24 protein-coding genes and 1 other annotated feature are annotated in these 25,092 nt (G+C 33.7%); of the genes, 5 read left to right on the top strand and 19 right to left on the bottom strand.

Annotated elements, in window-relative coordinates; genetic code table 11:
* The first annotated feature begins 433 nt into the window (after positions 1-433).
* Positions 434-1,510 carry a hypothetical protein gene (locus tag FD36_RS04345; protein ID WP_056958281.1) on the top strand — a complete coding sequence of 359 codons (1,077 nt, stop codon included), beginning with the start codon at positions 434-436 and terminating at the stop codon, positions 1,508-1,510.
* Between the two features lie 73 nt (positions 1,511-1,583).
* Here FD36_RS04345 and FD36_RS04340 read toward each other — a convergent pair whose 3' ends face one another.
* From FD36_RS04340 to FD36_RS04320, 5 genes are all read right to left on the bottom strand, one after another.
* Entirely contained in the window at positions 1,584-3,200 is a 1,617-nt protein-coding gene (locus tag FD36_RS04340; RefSeq protein WP_056958279.1) for an ArnT family glycosyltransferase, read from the bottom strand.
* 99 nt (positions 3,201-3,299) lie between these two features.
* Complete coding sequence (locus FD36_RS04335) at positions 3,300-4,100, bottom strand: energy-coupling factor transporter transmembrane component T family protein (protein ID WP_056958278.1); 801 nt, start codon at positions 4,098-4,100, stop codon at positions 3,300-3,302.
* The gene (locus FD36_RS04330; RefSeq protein WP_056958276.1) at positions 4,093-4,953 is read right to left on the bottom strand and encodes an energy-coupling factor transporter ATPase; all 861 of its coding nucleotides are present in this window, start codon (positions 4,951-4,953) and stop codon (positions 4,093-4,095) included. Before FD36_RS04330 ends, FD36_RS04335 begins: the two co-directional genes overlap by 8 nt.
* Positions 4,938-5,768, bottom strand: coding sequence for an energy-coupling factor transporter ATPase (locus tag FD36_RS04325; protein ID WP_056958274.1), 831 nt, complete (start codon positions 5,766-5,768; stop codon positions 4,938-4,940). The genes FD36_RS04330 and FD36_RS04325 overlap by 16 nt, the downstream gene beginning before the upstream one ends.
* Positions 5,769-5,838: 70 nt before the next feature.
* Positions 5,839-6,435, bottom strand: coding sequence for an ECF transporter S component (locus FD36_RS04320; RefSeq protein ID WP_056958272.1), 597 nt, complete (start codon positions 6,433-6,435; stop codon positions 5,839-5,841).
* A 183-nt stretch (positions 6,436-6,618) separates the two neighbouring features.
* Here FD36_RS04320 and FD36_RS04315 point away from each other — a divergent pair, with 183 nt between their 5' ends.
* The 3 genes from FD36_RS04315 (at position 6,619) to FD36_RS04305 (ending at position 9,659) form a co-directional block, all read left to right on the top strand.
* On the top strand, positions 6,619-7,719 hold the full coding sequence (locus FD36_RS04315; protein ID WP_056958270.1) for a M24 family metallopeptidase: 1,101 nt from the start codon (positions 6,619-6,621) through the stop codon (positions 7,717-7,719).
* A 140-nt stretch (positions 7,720-7,859) separates the two neighbouring features.
* Positions 7,860-9,218, top strand: coding sequence for an FAD-dependent oxidoreductase (locus FD36_RS04310; protein ID WP_056958268.1), 1,359 nt, complete (start codon positions 7,860-7,862; stop codon positions 9,216-9,218).
* A 90-nt stretch (positions 9,219-9,308) separates the two neighbouring features.
* On the top strand, positions 9,309-9,659 hold the full coding sequence (locus FD36_RS04305) for a DUF805 domain-containing protein (RefSeq protein WP_225361279.1): 351 nt from the start codon (positions 9,309-9,311) through the stop codon (positions 9,657-9,659).
* A 59-nt stretch (positions 9,660-9,718) separates the two neighbouring features.
* Here the strand turns inward: FD36_RS04305 and FD36_RS04300 are convergent, their stop codons facing one another.
* Positions 9,719-10,855 (bottom strand): ArgE/DapE family deacylase, encoded by a 1,137-nt coding sequence (locus FD36_RS04300; RefSeq protein WP_056958260.1) that lies wholly within the window; start codon positions 10,853-10,855, stop codon positions 9,719-9,721.
* A gap of 389 nt (positions 10,856-11,244) precedes the next feature.
* Between FD36_RS04300 and FD36_RS04295 the strand changes: the two genes are divergently transcribed.
* Positions 11,245-11,469 carry an ACT domain-containing protein gene (locus FD36_RS04295; protein WP_144011133.1) on the top strand — a complete coding sequence of 75 codons (225 nt, stop codon included), beginning with the start codon at positions 11,245-11,247 and terminating at the stop codon, positions 11,467-11,469.
* A gap of 102 nt (positions 11,470-11,571) precedes the next feature.
* Here FD36_RS04295 and FD36_RS04290 read toward each other — a convergent pair whose 3' ends face one another.
* The 13 genes from FD36_RS04290 to cdaA all read right to left on the bottom strand — a co-directional run bounded on the left by FD36_RS04290 (position 11,572) and on the right by cdaA (position 24,984).
* Positions 11,572-12,228: a class A sortase gene (locus FD36_RS04290; protein ID WP_082610608.1), complete on the bottom strand. Its 657-nt coding sequence runs from the start codon at positions 12,226-12,228 to the stop codon at positions 11,572-11,574.
* An 82-nt stretch (positions 12,229-12,310) separates the two neighbouring features.
* A complete protein-coding gene (locus FD36_RS04285) occupies positions 12,311-13,714 on the bottom strand; it encodes an MFS transporter (RefSeq protein WP_056958258.1) in 1,404 nt (467 codons plus the stop codon).
* Positions 13,715-13,820: 106 nt separating this feature from the next.
* On the bottom strand, positions 13,821-15,215 hold the full coding sequence (gene asnS, locus FD36_RS04280; RefSeq protein ID WP_056958256.1) for an asparagine--tRNA ligase: 1,395 nt from the start codon (positions 15,213-15,215) through the stop codon (positions 13,821-13,823).
* A gap of 45 nt (positions 15,216-15,260) precedes the next feature.
* Positions 15,261-15,465, bottom strand: a binding site (T-box leader).
* Between the two features lie 40 nt (positions 15,466-15,505).
* Positions 15,506-15,745, bottom strand: a complete 240-nt coding sequence (locus tag FD36_RS04275; protein WP_056958254.1) for a hypothetical protein — start codon at positions 15,743-15,745, stop codon at positions 15,506-15,508.
* A gap of 20 nt (positions 15,746-15,765) precedes the next feature.
* Entirely contained in the window at positions 15,766-16,809 is a 1,044-nt protein-coding gene (locus FD36_RS04270; RefSeq protein WP_056958282.1) for a lactonase family protein, read from the bottom strand.
* Between the two features lie 75 nt (positions 16,810-16,884).
* A complete protein-coding gene (locus FD36_RS04265; protein WP_056958252.1) occupies positions 16,885-17,199 on the bottom strand; it encodes a hypothetical protein in 315 nt (104 codons plus the stop codon).
* 16 nt (positions 17,200-17,215) lie between these two features.
* Positions 17,216-17,350, bottom strand: a complete 135-nt coding sequence (locus FD36_RS06985; protein WP_014081844.1) for a hypothetical protein — start codon at positions 17,348-17,350, stop codon at positions 17,216-17,218.
* 66 nt (positions 17,351-17,416) lie between these two features.
* On the bottom strand, positions 17,417-19,231 hold the full coding sequence (gene glmS / locus FD36_RS04260) for a glutamine--fructose-6-phosphate transaminase (isomerizing) (protein ID WP_056958251.1): 1,815 nt from the start codon (positions 19,229-19,231) through the stop codon (positions 17,417-17,419).
* Between the two features lie 283 nt (positions 19,232-19,514).
* Positions 19,515-20,645: a bacterial Ig-like domain-containing protein gene (locus tag FD36_RS04255; RefSeq protein WP_056958248.1), complete on the bottom strand. Its 1,131-nt coding sequence runs from the start codon at positions 20,643-20,645 to the stop codon at positions 19,515-19,517.
* A 111-nt stretch (positions 20,646-20,756) separates the two neighbouring features.
* Positions 20,757-21,569: a hypothetical protein gene (locus FD36_RS04250; RefSeq protein ID WP_056958246.1), complete on the bottom strand. Its 813-nt coding sequence runs from the start codon at positions 21,567-21,569 to the stop codon at positions 20,757-20,759.
* Positions 21,570-22,094: 525 nt separating this feature from the next.
* Positions 22,095-23,441: a phosphoglucosamine mutase gene (gene glmM, locus FD36_RS04245; RefSeq protein WP_056958244.1), complete on the bottom strand. Its 1,347-nt coding sequence runs from the start codon at positions 23,439-23,441 to the stop codon at positions 22,095-22,097.
* A 23-nt stretch (positions 23,442-23,464) separates the two neighbouring features.
* On the bottom strand, positions 23,465-24,172 hold the full coding sequence (locus FD36_RS04240; protein WP_056958242.1) for a CdaR family protein: 708 nt from the start codon (positions 24,170-24,172) through the stop codon (positions 23,465-23,467).
* The gene (gene cdaA / locus FD36_RS04235; RefSeq protein WP_056958240.1) at positions 24,172-24,984 is read right to left on the bottom strand and encodes a diadenylate cyclase CdaA; all 813 of its coding nucleotides are present in this window, start codon (positions 24,982-24,984) and stop codon (positions 24,172-24,174) included. Before cdaA ends, FD36_RS04240 begins: the two co-directional genes overlap by 1 nt.
* Positions 24,985-25,092: the final 108 nt, after the last annotated feature.

Below are 25,092 nucleotides of genomic sequence, written 5' to 3'. Positions count from 1 at the left end.
CCAATTATCAGTATAGAAGCAAAACAACGTAACCGTTGATTTTAAAAACCAACCATTTTATGTATACTCTGCGACTGGATCAACAATTAACGTTAATTCTAATTCACAAGCAGGACGTTTAACAGTACAAAATGTTAACCTTCAAAATTCAGGTAGTTCAAATACTGCAAGTTGGATAGGAAGTAAATACTATACTACCAATAAAGGAATTTTATTTTCCTCTACTCAAATCAATGGACCAACAGCAACTTCCCCAACAATTGTTTATAAAAATATTAACTATAATTTTCCTGGTGATTTAACTTATAATCAGCCACTGACTACAAACTCAATACCCGTTGAATTTCAAGGAACAAATAATTTTGTTACGGGGACAGCGTCCAATCAATTAGCACAAATCCCTAACATCAAAGTAACCTCAGGAACGACCACCATGACTGAAAATGGAGCAAATACCTTTCCTTATGGACTAATTAATAATACCAATAACCAAGCTTTTCCAATTGAAATAGCTAGTGGAGCAACTTTAAATCTTACTAGTAATTCTTCAAGAGGTCAGATGTTTAATTTTTGGAATAATAATCCACTCCAAATTAATAACTCCGGAACTCTAAACCTTAATGATAGTGGTACATCAGATGTATTTAAGGGTGTCAATGGGGTTGATTTAACCAACAATGGTCAGGTTAATTTAACAGCATACAATTCAATCTTTAACAGTTCCAGCATGGGAACAGTGCGAGTAAACATGGATCTATCATCTAATTCTCAAACGGTTTTAGCATCCACAAATAATGCTCCATTTTCAAATTTTGGGTCCTGGGGTTCTGGAAGTCTAATTAAATTCCATCCGAATGCTAAGTTCTTATCATATAGCGGAATGACTTATTCTGCCGGAGGATTAACCAATAGTTTAGATGCTTACGTCCCAGTTGAATTTATCGATTCAGGTTCAGGATCAAATGGTTATAAAACTAACCAAGTTCCAACGAATGTAGATTCTTATAAGAATTTAACTCCGATTTCCAGTAAATATAACAGTGCAAATAAGGTTATAAGTTCTAGTGACTTATCTGTTTTTGATGCAAATGCCCTCACTTTATCTGGAAAACTTGCATTTGCCGATAATAATCCAAACACATACAATTGGGATTACTCCCTCGATAAGTTACCAACTCAGACTGGCTTTCTTCCACGAACAAGTGGTGATAACTTGAGTTTTAATGTGATTGATTCCATATCAAATAAAGCAAAATTCCAAATTAACGCTACTTATAAACCAAATCAAACCAATCAGCCATTTACAATGTGGTTTGTTAACCAGAAACAACAAAATCAATTAAATCAAAGTGCACAAACGATTTTAACCAGTGATCAAATGGATAAAAATGGTGATAATTGCCAAAAGAATTTTACAAATGATCAAGGATTAGTCATTAAGACTAACAATAAAGCAAAATCTGGTCAATATTCAGGTGTAGTGGACTGGACCCTTCAGTCCGGAATTTAATTAAATAGAAAATGACCCACACGCTTTTATTTTGTGAAAGTGCATGGGTCATTTTTTGTTGATTAACCAAAGCTTATTTTAATTTATATAAAACATATTCCATATCATTACCTTGTGAAATTTGAGAATGATGAGCTCTCATTTCATAATTCTGGTTCAGATCTTTTAATCCCCTACCATAGGCATTTTTCTTATATGTTGTTTCAATTTGATGTTGTAAATTACTGTTCGAAGTCGTTTTAACACAGATAACGACCCATTGCACTTTGCGGTGCTTAATTGCATTTGCAGCTGTATTCATCATTGTTGGTAACTTATGGTAAGAAATATTGTTTCGTTCAAAGTAATGAATTGTAGGATATGCCCCTGAAGTTGTATAAAATCCATTTTCTAAAAATCCAAATGCTAACAAGGTTGGTCTACCCTTACTTTCATGACGCATAATCCTTCCAAATTCGATTTGAGCAGAACTAGTTGGATGCTTAACACCTAAATTAGATGTGATTGCTGGATTATTGGGTATGAATCGTGAAAACTGTAAATTAGAGTTCACCGATAAAGTCATACATAAAGCGAATACCCAACTGAAAATGAACACACTTTGCCATTTTTTAAAGGCAGATAGTTTCAACTTGTGACTCAAAGCAATTATCAAAAGGACAAATAAAACTAAAATATAGGGAAAATATGCCAACAAATAATATGGCCCAAACGTTCCCCCGCATAAAGCCAAAAGAGCATTGGTAAACATCATAATCATTAATAATGATTTAATAATCCACCCTGCTAGAATTTTACGACTAAAGAAAACAAACAATAAGCCTAATACAATTACAAAAGTGATTACTGGGTTACTAAACAGTAATAATTGAACAAACGTCCAAAGTGACATGCTTAATCTTTCGAACCAGGTTCCATTTACGGATCCATATCTAAAAATATTAGTATAAAAATAAACGTTAAAGAACTGTTTTAATCCATGAACCATTTCAAAATAAATTAGCCAAGGAACGGTCGTTGTTAAAAACCCTAAACCACTTGACCAAATTAAATTACGAACATCATTCCAACGATGCTTAATTGTATAATACATGAACATGAAAATATAAAATGCAATCCATGAACCAAGTAAAGTGTATTTAGAGAAAAATACTATTCCAACTAAACATCCTTGAAAATACCAGGTCCATTTGGAAATTATAAACTGATGCTGTTGTGCTTTTAAACTAACATAAATCAACGATAACATTGCTGGATACAAAAAGAATTCAACCGTTGCCCCATAAGAATAATATGGTTCCATTAAAACAAAAACTGGTGCAAACAGCGCAATAACAAATGCAACCTTAGTGGATGAAAATAATTTTCCAATTTTAAAAGTTAGCCATAAAATCGCAAATAAAATTGCAATTTCAAAAATTGCAGATCCTAAAAAAGTATGAAAAGAAATTAGCGAGGCCAACCCATATAAAAGATAAACAAATGGTCCCTTTTGTTCAAAAACATCCTTGTATGGTACAAAATCATGCATCATTGCCTTTCCAACCGTCATATAATTATTATTATCGCCAGAATAGTTAAATTCATAAATCGGAGAACTATAAGATAATAATCCAATTAAAACGATACTTAATAATAGAAACATTCCGATAATTAAAAAAATAGATTTTTTTTGTAATTTTTCAATCATTATTTACACCTTTGTTTATTAATACAACTGCCTAATTCACGTTAAAAAAGCCGCTCATATAGCATTATTCTTTTTTTATTGCTGTCAATAGAATTTAGCTTAAAAATTAATATTTAAAGATAAGATTAAACCAAAAATTAATAAAACTACTATTAAAATTAAACTATCAAATTTACTCCAATTCGACTGGCGTATATGGGTACGATGTTTACCATCCGTATATCCCCGTAATATCATGGTTGCTGCTAATTGCTCAGCTCTACGAAAAACACTCATAAATAATGGTACTAAAATCGCAATATTACTCTTAATTCGTTTAATTATGGAACACTTTTCAAAATTTACTCCTCGTGATTTTTGTGCATTCCTAAGATTGTTAACTTCCTCAGTTAAAGTCGGCATAAAACGTAATGCAATTGCAGTAACTAACCCGATATCATCAAGGTTAACTCCCACAAATTTTAAGGGATAACAAATCCCTTGAATTGTTTGGGCAATTTCGGCTGGATTAGTTGTCATTAAATAGACAGTTAAAATCACTATGGCAACTAAAAATCGTAAAAATGCCAAGCTTGCGATTTGCAATCCAAAACTAGAAATCGTAAAAATGCCATAGTGCCAATAAATGGTTCCACCATTACTAAATAAAATTTGTAAAATTGAAGTTAAAAAAATCATATAAATAAAAAATTGAGTTCCTTTAATAAAGAAAATCCAGCCAACTTGAGAGACTTGAATTATTACACCGCAGATTCCCAATAAAATTATAAATCCAAGCAAATTATGGTTAATAAAGCTAGCAATTATTAGTAAAACTGATGCAATTAATTTTAATCGCGGATTTAGACGATAAATTAAGCTCTTACCAGGAATATATTGCCCAAAAATAAAATTATTCATGAGTACCTCCATTCGGCTTAAACTGCTTTAACAAACGATTAATTAGTTCAGTTTTGTTAATTGGCAATTCATTTTCAATCTGATGATTTTTCATTAACTTTAAATAGAATTGAGCTGCTTCTGGTAATTCAACCTTTGAATCATCCGTTGAAAATAATTCAATTGGCTTTGTTTGTCTGACTATTGCACCGTTTTTCATAACTACCACATGATCAGCAAATTCCGCCACATTTTCCATAGAATGCGTCACCATGATAATGGTCAATCCAAATTGACTTTGTAATTTTTTCAATAAACTCATCAAATTTTGATTACTAACATAATCAAGTCCGACTCCAGGTTCATCTAAAACTAGTACTTTTGGTTCACAGGCTAGTACTCCTGCCAAAGCAACGCGACGCATTTGTCCCCCAGATAATTCAAAGGGAGCTTGTTCAAACAAATCTTTGTCAATTCCAACTTTTGCTAACCAAAATTTAGCCAACTCCACTGCTTCTTGTTCAGATTTACCAAAATTCAATGGTCCAAACATCACATCTTTTAAAACTGTTTCAGAAAACAGTTGGTTTTCGGAAAATTGAAATACCATGCCAACGTTTTTCCGGACTAAATTTAATTGTTTACTTTTAGTGTATTTGTCAATTACTTGGTTGCCAATTACAACTTCACCAGAAGTCGGGATTTCTAATCCATTCAACAATTTAATTAATGTGGACTTACCACTTCCTGTTTTTCCAATTATGGCCGTCAATTGATGTGCCGGAAAAGTTAGTGTAATGTTTTTCAAAGCAGTAAATGCCATGGGACTATTTAAATGATAAGTATAACCAACGTTTTTTAATTTAATTTCCATAATTGTTTGATTAACTCCTCTTCATTTAGATAATCTTCAGAAAGTTTAATTCCATTTTTGCTAAAAGCTTGTTGTACTTGATACGTTAATGGAACTTCTAAACCACATTTTCTTAGTAATTCAGTTTGAACGTAAATTCGATTGGGTTTGTCTTCTGCCACAATTTCACCCTGATTTAAAATGACGATTTTGTCTGAAAGCAAAGTTTCATTAATATCATGTGTAATCGCTAAAACTGTCGTCCCCTGTTCTTCGTGTAATCTATGAACAACCTTTAAAATTTTACTTCTAGTCGTTGGATCAAGCATACTAGTTGCTTCATCTAAAATAATTAAGCTTGGCTGCTGGGCTAAAACACTAGCTAAGGCTACTCGTTGATTTTGTCCTCCAGATAATTGGTTCGGAGCTTGATTAATAAAATCGTTCATTTCAACTGTTTCTAGAGCTTTTGCTACCCTTATTTTCATCTCAGAAGTTTTCATCCCTTGGTTTTCTAATCCAAAAGCGACATCGTCTAACACAGTTGAACTTACGAATTGATTTTCTGGGTTTTGAAAAACCATTCCAATATTTGATCGGATTTCATTTCCATTTTTATCATTCATAGTTTTTCCAAAAACTTGAATTTGCTGTTCTTCGTCATCTAATAATCCAACGATTAACTTTGCTAACGTTGATTTTCCACTTCCATTAGCCCCAATTAAAGATACCCAGTCTCCCCGATTAATGCTTAAATCAACCTTTTTCAAAATTAATTTTGTTTGGTTAGGATAATGATAAGTTAAATTTTTAATTTCAATTACTTTTTCATTCATTTTAAAAATCCTTTGTTAAATAAATAAAGAGCACTCCTCATTTAGAAGTTCTCTTTATTTTAACATGTTGTTATTTTATTTTACTGTGCTTCAACAATGGTAAACATATGATTGGAACAACTACCGCTGCTAATATCATTTCTGGAATACTATTTGTTCCGACAGCAGTCATTAATACTTTTATAATTAAACTTGGATCACTAACACCATAAGCATGTGCTACAGCGGGGGTCCGATAAAACATGGCAATCATTCCTAAAACCAAAAAGGCATTCGTTAAACTACCAAATATTGCCGTAATAGCTAAAGAAATAGCCGGCTTTAATTTAGTTTTGGTTAAACCAATAAATAAGTAACCGGCCACAACGCCAATTAAAATTCGTGGCAAAATTGAAATAATTGGATTAGTAAAAACTAGTGGTTGTACGGGACTGGTGGGTGCTGTAAAAGCTCGAATAAATGATAAAATGCCCCAAACTCCACCAACAATTCCCCCATCAACTGGGCCTAATAAAATTGCAGCAATAATTACGGTGATATGAATCGTCGTTAAGCTAAGTGGTCCCGCCGGAATATATCCAAATAGTGGAACAAAGTTTTGTACAATAATGATTGCAATGAATAACGCCAAAATTGAAATACGGTACGCTTTTGATTTTCTTAACACGAGTTATTTCCCCTTTGAATTAATACTCAAATTATACGCTAAAAATTGAGTATTTTTTGGATTAAATTATTTTCATACTGTTTAAACCGCATTTTATAATAACAAATTATCCAATATGTAACATCAATGGTTGTCTTTAAACTTCATTGTGCTAAAATAACGGAAAAACACGGAGGCTATAATATGGAAAAATTAAAAGAATTACAGAAATATGTTAAAGAACAAAACTTGGACGTCGCTTATATTAGTAATTATGAGGATGTTCAATATTTCACTGGGTTCGGTAGTGATCCAATCGAACGAGTTTTAGCTTTAATTGTTTTCCCAGATGCTGATCCATTTTTATTTGCACCAGCTCTTGAAGTGGAAGATATTCAAAAATCTGGTTGGCCTTACAAAGTTTTTGGTTATTTAGACCATGAAAAACCTTTTGCTATGATTGCTGACCATATTAAAGAAATCAATCCTAACCCAGTTAACTGGGGAATTGAAATGAACAACCTTGTTGTTGATCGTTTACACGCCTTAGAAAAAGAATTTCCAAGTGCCAACTTTAACCACGATTTAACTCCAGAAGTTCAACGACTTCACTTAATTAAAACGGATGATGAAATTGAAAAGCTTCGTGCTGCTGGTCGAGAAGCTGATTTCGCTTTCAAAGTTGGTTTTGAAACCATTAAACCAGGTATTACCGAGGCAGATGTTGCCGCTGAGATTGAATATCAATTAAAAAAACGTGGTGTCATGCAAATGAGTTTTCCTACTTTAATTCAAGCTGGAAAACATGCCTCACAGCCTCACGGTGATACTAGTACTCGCAAAATTGAAGATAACGAATTAGTGTTACTTGATTTAGGAACCGTTCATGACGGATACATTAGTGATGCTAGCCGAACTGTCGCAGTAGGTAAATTAAATGATACTCAAGCTGATATCTATAAGGTCTGTCTTGAAGCCCAATTAGCTGCTCAAGCAGCAGTTAAACCTGGAATTACCGCCGCTGAATTAGACAAAATTGCCCGTGACATTATTGATAAAGCCGGCTACGGTAAATACTTCATTCACCGACTTGGTCACGGAATGGGAATGAGTGAACATGAATTTCCTTCAATTATGGAAGGAAATAATTTAAAACTTGAAGAAAACATGTGTTTCTCACTTGAACCAGGAATCTATATTCCAGGCGTTGCAGGAGTTCGAATTGAAGACTGTGTCCGAGTAACAAAAGATGGCTGCGAACCATTTACTCATACTGCTAAAATGTTGCAAACTGTATTTAAATAATCAGAAAAAGCTGACTTCGGTCGGCTTTTTTAATGAAATTTTATGATATGCTTTCCACAATTAGATTGTGTGATAATTAAAAGCATGCTACAATCATTTATGTAAACGATTACAGAAGAACTCAAACGAGGTATGGATAAATGAAAGTTATTGTAGTAGGTTGTACTCACGCTGGCACTTTTGCAGTTAAGCAAACGATTGCCGATCACCCCGATGCAGATGTGACTGTATATGAAATGAATGATAACATTTCCTTTTTATCATGTGGAATCGCCCTTTACTTAGGTAAAGAAATTAAAAACAATGATCCCCGAGGGCTTTTCTACTCAAGTCCAGAAGAATTAAGCAATCTTGGAGCTAACGTCCAAATGCGTCATCAAGTTACAAACGTTGATCCAGAAACAAAAACAATCAAAGTTAAAGATTTAATCACCAACGAAGAAAAAACAGAAGCATATGACAAATTAATTATGACCACTGGTTCTAAGCCTACTGTTCCTCCAATCCCTGGAATCGATAGTAGTCGCGTTTACCTTTGTAAAAACTATAACGATGCTAAAAAGTTATTTGAAGAAGCTCCCAAAGCTAAAACGATTACTATCATTGGTTCTGGTTATATTGGTGCCGAACTGGCTGAAGCCTACTCAAACCAAAATTATAACGTTAATTTAATTGATGGTCATGAACGAGTTCTTTACAAGTATTTTGATAAAGAATTTACTGATATTTTAGCCAAAGATTATGAAGCTCATGGTGTTAACCTGGTTCTTGGTTCAAAAGTAGCTGCTTTTGAAGAAGTCGATGATGAAATTATCACTAAAACCCTAGATGGTAAAGAAATTAAATCTGATATTGCAATTCTTTGTATCGGTTTCCGCCCTAACACTGAATTACTTAAAGGTAAAGTTGCCATGTTGGATAACGGTGCAATCATTACTGATGAATACATGCATTCATCAAATCGCGACATTTTTGCTGCTGGTGATAGTGCCGCCGTTCACTACAACCCCACTAATTCTAACGCCTACATTCCTTTAGCTACCAACGCCGTACGCCAAGGGAGATTAGTTGGCCTAAATCTGACTGAAGACAAAGTAAAAGACATGGGAACCCAATCTTCATCTGGTCTTAAACTATACGGTCGGACTTATGTCTCAACTGGAATCAATACGGCTCTTGCTAAAGCCAATAATTTAAAAGTTAGCGAAGTAATCATAGCTGATAATTATCGTCCAGAATTTATGTTATCAACGGATGAAGTTTTAATGTCATTAGTGTATGATCCTAAGACTCGTGTAATTTTGGGAGGGGCGCTTTCAAGTATGCACGATGTTTCGCAATCAGCGAACGTCTTATCAGTATGTATTCAAAATAAAAACACGATTGACGATTTAGCAATGGTGGATATGTTATTCCAACCACAATTTGATCGTCCGTTTAACTACTTAAACATTCTAGGCCAAGCTGCTCAAGCACAAGCTGACAAAGCACATAAATAATTAGTTAAAAATGACAAAGTTAACCTAAATCCTTAACTTTGTCATTTTTTTGTTTTATACTGAGAAAATTGTTGTTTAGAAAGGAGTTTCATGATGATTAAAGCTTATCGTAATTTTTGGCACAATATTTTCAATTTTTCCGGAACCGCAACCCGGTTAGAATTTTTCACGCCCCTTATTTTTAATTTTGGGCTAGCAATTATTTTTGCTTGGATAATCGGCTTAACGGCTGGTTCAGTATCAGGTCAATTTGTGACATCAGTCTACACGATTGTATTTGCATTGGTCTGGATTGGCAACCTTTCAGTGACAGTTCGTCGGCTTCACGCTTCAAATCATTCTGGTTGGTGGTTTTGGATTCAATTTGTTCCAATTGTTGGAACAATCTGGATTTTCATTTTAATGATTTTACCAAATACTGCAAACCGCTGGGCTAACTAAATTTTTAGCGAAAAAAGAGAAAGAACTAGAATTATAGTTCTTTCTCTTTTAATTTGGCGTTATTTTAGTCCTTCAATCATGAGCTGTTTATAAATCTCAATAAAATTAAAATACATGCTTTCATCAATGTATTCATTGGAACTGTGCAATGATTGGTTACCAGGTCCAAAAATAATCATTGGAAAATCATCCGGTTTATCGACCAAAAACTTAGCCGCATCTGTCGTATATGATCCACCGAATAAGGGAATCTTTTGATCAGTTACTGCTTCCCCAATTTTCTGCCCTAGTTTAATCAATGAATTATTTTTATCACCATCAACTGGTGGTAAATTCATTAAAATTTCCATATCAAATTGGTATTTTGGATCAGTTTTTTCTAATTGTTTAATTGCATTCTCAATGATGTTAATTACTTTTTCATTGCTAAAGTCATCAATTGTCCGTGAATTTAACTGAACTTCAGTCATTCCAGGAATCGAATTAACTTGAGTTCCCCCTTGCATAACAGTGAAGTTAAATAAAAATTTACCAGTTTCTGGGTCAACAATTTCAGTATCACCAATTTCTTGATTAATCAATGTTACTAAATCAAGCATATTTTGCAAAGCATTATTACCTAAATCTGGCATTGAACTATGAGCAATTTTACCCATCGCTTTTAATTTAATGTCTAATGAACCTTTATGAGCATAGCAAATTTTGTAGCCAGTTGGTTCCCCAATAATCAAACCATCAACGTCATCCATGAAACCTTGTTCCGTTAATTGTTCCGCTCCAAACTCACCCACTTCTTCACCTAAAGTGATTAAAAGTCTAATGGTTCCCTTATAAGGCATTTCACTTTGCTTCAATTCAATCATGGCAATTATCATGGCAGCTACTCCACTTTTCATATCGCAAGTTCCGCGACCATATAATTTGCCATATTTTCCCGTTAGTTGAAAAGGATCAGTGTTCCAGTCACCAACAGCATCAACCACGTCTTCGTGTCCACTAAATGCAAGCACTGGGTGTCCGTTTCCAATCTCAGCCACTAGATTAGCTCGATGCGGTGCATATTGGACAATTTCAGACTCAATCCCGTACTTGTCCAAAAAGGCCGCTAAATACTCGGCAACAGCTTCTTCATTGTCATTCATGGAACGAATTGCAACTAAGTCAGCTAACAGCTTAATTTTTTCATTTTTATTCATGATATTCGTCCTTTCGTTTTTTTAAGAATACATGAATTTTAAGTAAAAGTAAATTTTTCCATATTTTTTATAACAATATTGATATTTTATGTTCATTTTTTAATATCACTTGTTTTTAAAAAATAAACATATTATTATTAAATTATAATAACTTATCCTCGGAAAAGAGATGAATTACAATCGCTAAAAAATATATTGTTAACAAAGAACTCCTCCCAACTATTTTACCAAAAGTTGTCAAAGCATATAAATTATTAGACTCCGGAAAAGCTAAGAGTATCAGTAATGCCGCGAAACAAATTGGAATTAGTCGCGATGTAATTTATAAATATAGAGGTTTAATCTCTGACTATGATGACAGTGAGTTAAGTAAAAAAGTAATTTTCAGTGTGCGTATTAACGACCAGTATGGTGTCATGAGTAAAATCTTAACTGTCATATCAAAAAATGATGCGAGTGTAATCACAATCAACATGACTCTTCCAATTCATAAAGAAGCAGTCATTAATTTTACAATTGATACTCATCAACTCCGTGAATCGCTACATGAAATGTTAGACGAAATTAATGAGTTACCTGAAATTATAAGTGTAAATTTAATTTCAGCAGAATAAGAATTGAATTAACAAAAAAGAGAACTTACGATTTTTGTAAGTTCTCTTTTAAAATCAATTGAGTTAAAAATTATCTTTTTTGAATCAAATATTTATAATACATCATTTAATTAATTCTCCCGTAACAACAATTCTTTCGGTAATTCCAGGGATTGGTTTAGTACAAGTAATTAAAGTAACTTGCTTTTTACCAGGTACATCATTTACCACACCAACATCTTTTTCATTAACATTCTTAACACTGGTAACTTTATATTTGTAAGTTTTACTCAAATCTGAAATTTCAATCAACTGGCCTTTTTTTGCCTTAGTTAATGGCGAAAATAAACGTTTAGAATCATCCATGTGATGACTTGCTAATGCGTAATTTCCTTGACCCATTTTTTGATTAGGTTTCATAGTTCCTGCACCTAAAAAGAGTGTTTCCGAATTCAATCCCTTATAAATTGGCAAATTGATTCCAACAGCAGGATATTTAATCTTACCAATGGCATTTTCATGGCTTGCCTTTTCACTCTCCATAATTGATTTAGCAGAAACGGCAGAAACCGCTTTGTAATTATAATTTCCAGATTTTGCTTTTCCTTTTTTAATTTCAGATTTTGTCAAACTATTTACTTTTTGTTCAGATCGCATTCCTAACCAAAAACTTTCAATTTGAGAATTAAAGGTTAGACACAAACCTACTACCAACAAAATAAATAAAAAGATATAAGTAAATACTTTTTTGATTCGGTGTTTCTTTGTTTTAACTGTCATTTAAATTCTCCCTTAAAAAACAGGCAATTAAAATAACGGCCTGTTTTGTCTTATTTATTTTTATAATAGCACAAACTTAGAATTATTTACTATCTTTTTTCGTATTCCGAATCATCATTGCAATAACTAAACCAATAATGGAAATTACAAAGAAAGTGATATATACAGCGTGAAAACCGAATTGATTGGCAACTGGTAACGATTTACCTGAATTACTTGCCATCTTAGTGAAGTTAACTAGGATTAAAGTGGCTACTGTTACACCAGTTGAACCTAGCACTTGACGAATTGTCGTGATTACCGCAGTCCCATGTGAAATTAATTCATCAGGAAGTGAGTTGGCACCCAAGGTAACCGCAGGCATCATAACGAACGCGTTTCCACCTTCAATTAACATGGCAATTAAGATCATGCCCCAAATGTTTGTTAAATGTAAGCATGTTAATAATCCCCAACCAATCACAATCATACACATTCCAAAAATCATAGTTGATTTAAAACCAAACTTATCAGCTAAAGTTCCAGTTAGCGGATTTAAAAAACTAAGTAAAGCTGCACCTGGAACTAATGCCATTCCAGAAATAAATGGTGACACGTGAAGAACTTGTTGGTAATAAAGAGGGAAAATAATCGTTACCGCAATTAAAGAAATGTAAGAAAACCCAGTTAAGAGAACTGATAGATCATAATTAAAGCTCTTCATTACCCAAAGATCTAATAACGGATTCTTAATGTGAAGTTGACGATAAACGAACAAAGTAAGCATTACTAATGAAACTACTAGAATAATACCTAATTCAGTGTAGTTAGCGTTTCCACGTCCAATTTCAGAGATGAAGTAAAGTAGCCCAACTAAACCTAAAGTATAGAAAATTGATAACCAATCTAGTTTAGTTTCTTTTCTTACCATCACGTCTTTCATAACGAAAAATGAAACAATCAATATCAAAGTAATTACGGTCATGAAGAAAACAAATAGTCCTCTCCAAGTGGTATAGTGCAACACAATTCCTGAAATAATTGGACCACATGCTAAAGCTGAACCCATGACTAATCCAGCTACTCCCATGATGGTTCCCCGTTTTTTCTCGGGGGTAATTTCTAGTAATACTGTTTGATATGAAGGGAAAAGTACCCCAACGGCAGCAGCTTCCATCACACGTCCAAGCATTACAATTGGAAAATTATTTCCCAGATAAATAATTAAAGTCCCAAAATCAAATAATATCAATACTAAGGCAAATAAGCGTTTAAAACTCATATTATTTAATAGCCATGGACTGATTGGCATCGTAATACACATGACAATCATAAAGCCAGTCGTTAACCATTGAATCGTGTCTGCTGAAACTCCAAAGTAAGTCATTAAAGTTGGATAAGCAGTTGATAACGATGATTGACTAATGGACATCGTAAAAGTTCCAATTAACATCGTTGCAATAAACAAGAAACGAATTAAGGGACTCATCGCGTGTTTTGTTTCCATAAATTACATCCCTTTCAAAATCAATCTATATTATAATTATTACAAATTACATTATACTATAATTTTAGCCATAAAAAAAGAACGCAAATTGCGTTCTTTAATGTTTTTAGAAATTAATACTACCTTGAACTCGAGGATAAGGAATCACGTCACGAATGTTATCCATTCCAGTAACATACATTAAAAGACGTTCAAAACCAATTCCAAAACCAGAGTGTTTTGTTCCACCATATTTACGAAGGTCTAAGTACCATTCGTATTCTTCACGTGGTAACCCAAATTCTTTCATTTTAGCTTCTAAGACATCTTCACGTTCTTCACGTTGGCTTCCACCAATTAATTCACCAATTCGAGGAACCAGTAAATCAACAGCAGCAACAGTCTTACCATCTTCATTATCACGCATGTAAAAGGCTTTGAAATCACGTGGGTAATCAGTAACGAAAACTGGTTTACCAAATACTTTTTCAGCTAAGTATTGTTCATGTTCAGAGTTAAAATCAATTCCCCATTTAACTGGGAATTTAAAGTCAACATCCGCTTTTTCTAATAATTCAATTGCTTTTGTATAAGTAATTCTCGCAAAATCTTCATCAACTGTTTTGTGTAGTAAATCTAACAAATCGTGGTCAACATTATCATTTAAGAATTGTAAGTCTTCTGAAGCATTATCCAATAAGTATTGAACAACATACTTCAAAAGTCCTTCAGAACGATCTAAAACAGCTGGAAGTTCAGCAAAAGCCATTTCTGGTTCAATCATCCAGAATTCAGCAGTATGACGTTTAGTATGTGAATCTTCGGCTCTAAAAGTTGGCCCAAAAGTATAAACATCTCTAAATGCTAAGGCAAATGGTTCAACTTGAAGTTGTCCACTAACGGTTAAATTAGTTTCTTCACCAAAGAAGTCTTTACTGTAATCATTTTTACCATCATCCGTTTTAGGTGTGTCTTGATCATCTAAAGTCGTTACACGGAACATTTCTCCGGCGCCTTCAGTATCACTACTTGTGATGATAGGAGTATTAACGTACACGAAACCATTTTTTTGTAAGTATTCATGAATCGCAAATGCTGCTAAAGAACGAATCTTAAAGACCGCATAAAAAGTATTTGTCCGAGGACGTAAATGTGCAATTGTTCTTAAATATTCAAGTGAATGAGCTTTCTTTTGAAGCGGAAAGTCTGGATCTGACACCCCTTCAATGTCAATTGCTTCTGCATGTAATTCAAATGGTTGTTGAGCATCAGGTGTTTCAACTAATTTACCAGTAACTTTTAAGGTTGAACTAATTGGTAATTTAGTTACATCTTCATAATTATCTAAACCATCTCGTTTAGCAATTACCTGAATATTCTTGATGTATGTCCCATCGTTTAATTCGATAAACGCAATTTTCTTTGATGATCTTGTGGTCCGAATCCAACCAGAAACGGTAATTGATTCATCGCCAAAATCACGTGGCTTAGTATATAAATCTTTTACTAAAACGTCCTTCATGATAATCTCTCCTTTAATTTTTGACAAAACAAAAAGACTCCGTCTATAAGGGACAAAATCTTCGCGGTACCACCCAAATTGTTTAAATTAATAAACCAACTTATTTACAACGTTAACGAGCTGCAACCGTTGGCCTTTCAACCAAAATAAACTGGGATGTTGTTCACTTAGAAATCTAGTTAAGCTTTCACTATCCTTAACTCGCTACATAGAAATCAACTAAGCTACTATTCCACTATTTGTCATATTTATCTTATTTAAAATATACAATACCAAACTTAATTTTGCAATTATTTATTTGAAGTAAAAAGCACTTCGTTAATTTGATGACGTAAATCACCAAAATCTTGAAAAGCTTCACGAACTGCATCGACGGGTTCTGCCCCATCGGTAACCTTTACAGCAGTATCTTGCATCAATGTCCGTTTGATTTCAATTTTTAGCATTTCCAAACGAGGAGTTAAGGGATAATCAGCAAAAATTTTGTCTAATTTTCCTTGAATTGCAATTTCTACATCACTTTCAGCCATGATAATAACCTCTTTTAAATTTATTTTCTAAGCATTACACAAGTTCCCTCTGGAACTGAAAAACCTTTTTGAATCATCGCTAATTTACCTGTATCAACATTTCGTTGGTACAAGGTTGCATTATTAGTATTTTGGTTAACTGCTACCACAAATTTTTGATCACTATTGAAAGTAAAATCACGCGGAAATTCACCTTCAATGGAAATTAATTGAATTAATTTTACATTTCCATCTTCTTGAATTTCAAAGACTGCTAAACTGTCATTGCCTCGATTTGAAACATAGACAAAGCGATTATCATTAGAAATGCGAATTGCAGCAGCTCCATTATGAGAGGTCCATTCTGCCGGAATTGTTGAGACGATTTGTTGAACCGCTAATTCACCAGTTTCTTCATTATAGTCAAGGACAGCTAGCTTACTTGAAAGTTCACCAACTAGATATGCTTTACCAGTTTTTTCGACAAATTGAATGTGACGAGGACCAAAACCAGGTTCCATTGTAGTTTCACTAACTAAATGAAGTTTGCCTTGATCTGATAAATCATAGAGATAAACCTTATCCAATCCAAGATCACAAACCACAATCCGATTATCATAAGTTAAATCAATATAGTGAGGATGTGGACCGCTAGCTTGTTCAGGACGGGGACCAACTTCCCCAATATCATGAATTCGGTCAGTTTCAGTTAAGGTTCCATCATCGTTAATTTTAAAAACGTGGACATTTCCAGTATGGTAATTAGCCGTATAAACATTCTGATGAAGTTCATCGACAGTTACATAGGCAGGACTGCTACCTTCTTCAGTTACATCCTGAATTTCTTTAAAGGGAATGTTAGCACTGTCAAAAGCTAACAAACCACCCACTGTTTTATCATTTTTAAGTTCTTTATCAATCGCATAAACTTTATGAGCCTTTGATTCAGCCACATAAGTTGGTGAACCTGCCTTGGCGACCAATTCAGCATTTTGTAATTCTTTTTTGTCAGTATCTAATTCAATTTGATAGATACCTTGACTTTGATGTTTAGTATATGTACCAACTAAAAACTTTTCAATCATCATTGCTACTCCTCCAACTCTTTTTTTATATTATCCCATATTCAACGAGTACGGTAAAGAAACCGGTTTCACAAATTACCCAATATGGTTTTCGTGTAAAATAGCAGAAAACTCTTTATCCATTTCAGGAGTCTTTTTCCATTCCGTGAATTTGGTCATAGCTTCCGTAGGCATTTCATAATTTTCGTTAATATAATTTTCGTAATTAATCACATGAATTGAATGAGGAATATTAATTTGTAAAATGCGAACTTGCTTGATATAACCTCGTTCTGCCGCTAATTCAGCCCGACCATTTTGCACCATGTTACTAATTTCTAAGTATTTACTATCATCAAGTCTAGTAATTTCTTCAATTAAAGTTAATGTTTCATTACTCTTTTTTGTCATTTAATTCTCCACTATTTTACCAATGTTGTTTAGTGACTGACTTAACGCCTTTTCGATTGGCGTTTAATTTATTTTGTTGGTCTTTAAATTTATTCCAAGTTTCTTCTTTTCGATCGTGCTTTTTTTGTTTGTTGCGTTTTGTAAATTTCATTTTATTCACCTCAATTTTGCTACAAAAAAAGAATTGTTTTCACAATTCTCTTTTTAAAACTTAATTCTATTCTACAGTAACACTCTTGGCAAGGTTTCGCGGTAAATCAACGTTCAATCCTTTGTTTAAACTAGTATAATAAGCCAATAATTGGGCTGGAATTACACTAAGAAGTGGTGTTAATAGTTCATCAACATCGGGAATTACAAAAGTATCATCATCTTGTGCAAGACTCTTTCTCACAATGGTTAACGTCTTAGCACCACGAGCTGCGGTTTCCATCAAGTTACTCCGAGTTAATCCCGCAGTGAATCCTTGAGTAATAATTCCGATAACTGGAGTTCCATCTTCAATTAAAGCAATTGTTCCATGTTTCAATTCACCAGAAGCGAATCCTTCAGAATGAACATATGAAATTTCTTTTAATTTTAAGGCAGCTTCTAGTGAAACTGTGTAGTCAATTCCTCGACCAATGTAAAATGCTTGAGTGGCATTAACAAAATAATCTTGTGAAATTTCATCAATTTTATCTTTTTCATCCACAATAGTTTGCATTCCTTGAGCAACCAAACTTAATTGTGCTTTAAGATCGAAGTCTTGTGCTCGTTGATCTCCAAGATGTTCCCCCAATGCTTTAGCCAAAATTGCTTCTAAAGCAATTTGAGCAGTATAGGCTTTAGTTGAAGCAACAGAGATTTCAGGACCAGCATCTAATAATAAAGTAAAGTCTGATTCACGAGATAAAGTTGAATTAGCAACGTTTGTGATGGTTAAACTTGGATAATGATCCTTGTTAACATTAACTAATACTTGGCGACTATCAGCAGTTTCTCCACTTTGAGATAAGAATAAAAAGAAAGGTTTCTTAGAAAAGATTGGCTTCTCATACGCAAATTCTGACGCAACGTGAACTTCGGTAGGAATGCCAGTCAAAGCTTCTAATTGTTTCTTCCCTACTAGTCCAGCATGATAACTGGTACCAGCTCCAACGATGTAAATTCGATCAGAATTTTTCATAACATCCAATAATTTTTCATCGATTACTGGAGTTCCATTTTCGTCTAAATATTTTTTAGAAAGTTTTCGCATTACATTGGGTTGCTCGTCAATTTCCTTAAGCATGTAATATGGATAAACACCTTTTTCAGAGTCACTTGGATCAACGTCAACTTCAAATTGTTCCCGTTCAACCACATTGTTATCAGCATCAATCACCACGACGCTATCTGGTTTGACAATCACAACATCACCATCTTGAATTTCCATAAAAGTATGAGTGACGTCTAACATTGCAATTGAATCAGAACAAACCACGTTACAGTCATCGCCTAATCCAATTAATAAAGGACTCTTATTTTTGGCAACGTATAAAGTATTTGGTTCTTTTTTATCCATTAAAATAAAAGCATATGAAGAATTTTTTAATAAAGAAATTGTTTTATTAAAAGCATCTTTAGTACTCATACCTTCCTTAGAAAACTTGTCAATTAATTGAACTACTACTTCAGTATCAGTTTGACTGTGAAATTTAACTCCTTGAAGGTAATCATTCTTTAGTTGTTGGAAGTTTTCAATCACACCATTATGGACTAAAAAGAAACGTTCATCATCGGAAAATTGTGGGTGAGCATTTTCGATTGTAACTCCACCATGAGTTGCCCAACGAGTATGTCCAATTCCTGAAGTACCTTGAACTTCTGGTCCAATTTTCTTACGAAGATCAGCAATACTACCAGTTGTTTTAACCAAAAAGTCTGGTCCCTTTTCACTATCAATAAAAACACCCGCAGAATCATATCCACGATATTGTAACTTTTCTAAGCCATGTACTAAAATTTCAGTTGCATTATCATTTCCTGCAACTCCAACTACTCCACACATATTAAAATCCTCTTTTTAAAATTGGTATAGATGTATACCATTTAATTTTTATTTTTGCAACAACTAATATAATAGTGTTTTACCGAACTTGTGTCAATGATTTTGTCATAATTGGTATATGTCTAAAAGTCACAAAATTAAATCAAATCGAAATCTTATAAATAACTTTTTAAAAAGAGAAAATAAGACCCCCAGGCATAATTAGAAATATTTAAGATAGTAAATTGTTTACTAACACCTAAAAATTTCCAAAAGCTTGAGGGTCTTAAATTTTAATGATTAATTAATTCTTTTTAAACTTCTTAAACCCAATCAATCCAAGAAATCCTAAGATACTTGCACCAATTAACTCTAGTAAACTTGCATTTTGTTGTCCAGTATTTGGCAAAGTACCAGATTTCTGATTGTTATTTGAATTTTCTTTTGATTGTTGATCTTGATTGTTACCATTCAAATTTGTTTCTTTATTTTGTGAATCATGGTCTGAAGCCTTCCCATTGTCTGAGGCTTTTCCGTTATGGTTTGAATCATTGCCATTATCTGAGTTTTGTCCATTATGATTTGAATCATTACCATTGTCTGGCGTTTCTTTTGGCAAGACAATTACGTTAACTTCTTTGGTTTGTCCATCTGCTGCAGTAATCTTAACTGGATATGTTCCAGCAACTTCATTATTTACTTTTGAAGTATCAACCGTTACGCCAATTGCTTTACCATCTTCATCAGTTGCTGATGCTCCAAAGGCACTTGCGTCAGGAACTTTATCTCCAGCATGAATTGTAATATCCTTTGCAGTAACACTACTTTGATCTTTAAGTACGTGCAATGTCTTTTTGATCTTCAATCCATTAGCGATTGTAAAGGTTACATCGTAATCACCAGGTTCATTTGCTAATCCACCTTGTTGGTTATTATCATCAACTGAAACTGTCACAGGAATTGGATTACCATTGTCATCAAGTGCAGTAGCTTTATAATCTGCTACACCTGTTGGAATCTTTTGTCCAACGTAAATGGTTGCATCTGAAGCTTTTAATTCAAAAACATTAACTGTAAACGTTCTAGAAACCATATCTGGTAAATAAGTATAGGTTACATGGTAAACTCCAGGTTTTTCATTGTTAAGATCAGAAGTAACCTTGATATCTGTAGAATCGAAAGGAACAACTATTCCTTTATGATCATAAACTTCAATTCCATTTGTAGAATAATTGTCACCAGTAAGGATATTTTGATCACTTGCCGCAGGATCAACAGTAACTACTTTACGAATTTGAATGTATAATCCTTGATTCTTACCAGGTACATAAGGAGTTCCATTTTGATTTACTAAGTCTGCTTGAGTTCCAGAAATTCTATATGTATAATAATCTACTACTTTTCCATTAGCACCAACCCCTACTGAATAACCCAAATTAGCCAAATATTCCTTAATTTTACTTAAATTAACGTAAAATGAACCTCCAGTATAGGCTCTCGTATCATGCGCATTTTGTGGTCCTTGACCAAAATTACTGATACTAATTTAATGATCAGCATTCATTTGAGGCATGATGTTTTGAACATCTTCAGGGGCAACTGTATATACACCATTACTATAGTAAGTTACTAAGTACTTAGCATCGCTATCAACTGGTGATTTAACCTGGTTAGCAAATCTAAAATATGCGGTTGCTGTACTTGCAGTATTCCCATTACTATCGAAAAGCCAAGCACCAATGTTGTTAAAAGAATTATTATATAAATCTTGATCAGTAAGTCCACTTGCCTGAAGGTTAATATTAAAAGCAAGCTTTTCATTTGGCTTTAGCTTTCCTTTAATTTGAATTTGTCTTAAATTTGCAAAATTAGAACTGTCATCATTATAAGCTGGAAATACTTGAAAGCGGGTCATATCAATTCCAGCATTCTTAATAATTTCATCAAGGGTTTCAGTTGTAACTAAGTTTTGAGAATTACCATAAGCATAAAATTTTGGCAATAAAATAAGATAGTTAATGTCTTGATCAGTATCAGTAGTGTTTGTAATTTCACTATGTTCAACTACTTGGCCTTTACTGTCATCATAATTAACAATTGATTCAGAATTTACAGCTGGTTGGTTTGAGGCTACATTTAATCCTTTTTCAACTGTGCCATTTACGTCTTTGTAAGTAATATAAGTAGTTGAATCTAAGCCGTTGGTCGTTTGGCCAGTGTGTGAAGCACCAGCACCATCGTAATTATAAATTACATTCTGGCTGTTATCTTCTTCTACTGTGGTACCTTGTTTTTGTTTATCGTCTGAATTATTTGCTACAGGATTACTTTGACTATCAGTAGCAGCTGTTGTTGACACATCAGCACCTTTATTACTATTAACATTTTCAGAAGCATTATTATTTTTATCATCTTTGGCTAAAATCAGCTGATTTGAATCATTACTACTTTGACTGTCAGTTACTGGTTTTTCAGCTGGTGTAGTAACCGCTGCATTATTGTTAGCAGCGTCACCTACTGAAGTGGTACTGCTAGAACCATCACCATTATTAGTTGTATTTACAACTGCTTGACTAGCTTGGTTTGTATCTGCATGTGCGGATACAAAGTAACCACTCCCACAAACGATGGTTGTCGTAGTAATTGCTGCAAAAATTCAGTTCTTTCCAGCTTTATACATTTTGTAATAAACTTTCTTGGAATTATTCATTCTTATTCGCTCCTCATATGCTTATTAATCAGACACGACTGTCCGTAATTGTTTTCTGTAGTAACATATTAATTAACAAAAGTTAACTTTATATTAAAAATATAATAAAGAAAATAAAAATTATAAAAAAGAACCTATTCCGATAAATTATCGGAATAAGTTCCTAAAAAGTTTTTATTTGTTATTCTTTTCAACTACGTTAGCAATTCTTTGCGCGTATTCGTTACTTTCTTTTTGGGTAGGTGCTTCTACCATCACTCGAAGTAAAGGTTCAGTTCCACTAGGTCTAACTAAAATTCGACCATCACCATGCATTTCTTTTTCCACTTCTGCGATGATATCTTTTACAGGTTGTGGATCCATGGCATGCTTTTTATCTTTAACGGTTACGTTCACTAAACTTTGAGGATATTTAGTAACTTCATCCGCTAATTCAGAAAGTTTCTTACCAGTTTCTTTCATAATTGACATTAATTGAAGACTAGTCAACATTCCATCACCAGTTGTTACAAAATCAAGAAAAACAATATGTCCAGATTGTTCCCCACCTAAGTTGTACCCATTTTTGTTCATTTCTTCAACAACATAACGGTCACCAACTTTGGTTTTAACACTCTTCATTCCATGAGCTTCCATGGCCTTGTACATACCAAGATTACTCATTACCGTAGTAACAATCGTATCGTGTTTCAAGCGACCATGTTCATCCATGTATTTTCCACAAATGTACATAATCTTGTCACCATCAACAATATTTCCCTTTTCATCAACAGCAATACAACGATCTCCGTCACCATCAAAGGCAATTCCTAATTGTGATCCATTTTCTACAACCATTTTTTGCAATTGTTCTGGATGCGTTGAACCAACGTTATCATTAATATTAATCCCGTTAGGTTTCGTGGCCATGGTTTTAAAATCGAGCCCTAAATCAGCGTATAATCGTGGCATTAATGCACTAGTTGCACCGTTAGCAGCATCAACAGATACTTTAATTCCTTCTAAATTATCCGGAATACTTTGGGCTAAAAAGTGAAGATATTTTTGACCAGCTTCATTATATGCAGCAGCGGTTCCTAACCCTTCTGCAGAAGGACGTGGTAAATTATCAGCATCACTTTCAAGCATGGCTTCAATATCTTCTTCAATTTCATCGGATAACTTATATCCGTCTCCACCAAAAAATTTAATTCCATTATATTCAGCAGGATTATGTGAAGCAGTAATCATGACCCCTGCATCCGCATTTTGATCACGTACTAAGTATGCAACTCCAGGAGTAGTAACTATTCCAAGTCGAATAACTTCAATTCCAACTGACAATAATCCAGCTACCAATGCATCTTCTAACATTTGACCTGAAATTCTCGTATCTCTAGAAACTAAAACTCGAGGTTGATGAGCTTCGGAACTACGTTTAGTTAAAGCATAGCCTCCTGCTCGTCCGGCACGAAATGCAAGTTCTGGAGTTAATTCTTGATTTGCAACTCCACGAATTCCATCTGTTCCAAAATATTTCATAACTTATCCATCCTAACTTTAATCTAATTACTATTCTTTTCAATTTGAAGTTTTACCGTGGTGGTCGATGGTGAAATTACAACGTTAATTGTCCTTCCATGTTCATCGAGTGCATCAATTACAGTTGTTTGTTTAACGGATTTATTGGTATCACGATTTAATTTAACTTTAGCCACAACCTGGCTAATCTTCTTCATTTCATCTTTAGGACCAGTTACTTCTACTTTATTAACATCTTTAGAAACCTTGTTAACTTTATATCCACTTGCAATGTGCTTAGTCCGATACGAAACTTGAACGGGATAACTCTTATTTTCACGTTCTTGAATATTTACCGTAATTTTCTTAGGTTTGATATCGGATTTTAATTCCGAATTCAAGCCAGATTCTTTTAATTTAACGGTATGCTTGCCTGGACCCAAATCACTTAAGTCAGCTAAAATTTTAAAATTTTGCGTATTCGAAGTAGTCGCAACTAAAGCTGAAGGTCCAGTAAGCTCTACTTTAACCTTATTGGGATATCCAATTACAAAATACTTATCCGAATTAACGTTCAACTGGAGTGGTACTTCAACTTCACGAGTTTCGTTTGAAGTTAACTGTTGATCATCGCTTTGCGTACTAGAATTAATTTGGCCTAATTTATAATCATGCACCATAAAAAACAAAGCCAGAGAAATTACTAATGAAATAATTAAACAGAAGGGTTTACTTTCAAAAAATTTTTTCATTATTTACCTCCCCAAAAACGTTTGTTGAAAAATTCAGCAATTTCACTATAAAAGGTTTGGTGATTTTTATCATTAACAATCAATTGACTACGTAAGTATTTCAAATAATCATTTTGTGTCATTCCACGGAGTAATTCATTGTTTCTGGTGATGGAAACTTCACCAGTTTCTTCAGAAATCACAATGGTAATTGCATCAGTGACTTCTGAAATTCCAACAGCTGCCCGATGTCTCGTTCCTAATTCTTTTGGAATCAAATTACTTTGTGACAAAGGCAAATAGGAAGCAGCTGAGGCTACTCGGAAATCTTTAATAATTACGGCACCATCATGCAAGGGCGTATTAGGAATGAAAATGTTAATTAACAATTGACTAGAAACATCCGCATCAAGTGCAATTCCAGTTTCGATGTATTCTTCCAATCCTGTTTTCATTTGAATGCTCATCAATGCCCCAATTCTACGTTTTGACATGTATTGAATGGCACCATCTAATGCCTTGATTAACTTCTCAGCTTTGGCATTTTCCTGTTGTGATTGTTTAAAGATTGAACGACGACCTAATTTTTCTAATGCTCTTCTAATTTCGGGTTGGAAAACCACAATAATTCCAATTACACCCCAATTAATGACTTGATCTAAAATCCATGAGGTCATAGTTAGACCTAAATATAAACTGATTACTTTTGCAAGAATTAAAATTACAATTCCACGAAGTAATTGAATGGATCGTGTCCCGCGTAAGAGCATGATCAATTCATAAATCAATACCCATACGACCAGGATATCCAAAATGTTACTTAAATTATGCATTGTTAAAATGTTACCCCCAATCGATTCCCATCAGTCGGCATTCCTCCCTGAAAATATTCTTCCTTATTATACCACTATCAAAGATTCTGAGAGCGTAAAATATTTTGT

It is taken from the genome of Fructilactobacillus sanfranciscensis DSM 20451 (genome assembly GCF_001436035.1).
GTDB classification, from domain to species: Bacteria; Bacillota; Bacilli; order Lactobacillales; family Lactobacillaceae; genus Fructilactobacillus; species Fructilactobacillus sanfranciscensis.
This window is presented reverse-complemented; position numbering and strand designations above follow the sequence as displayed.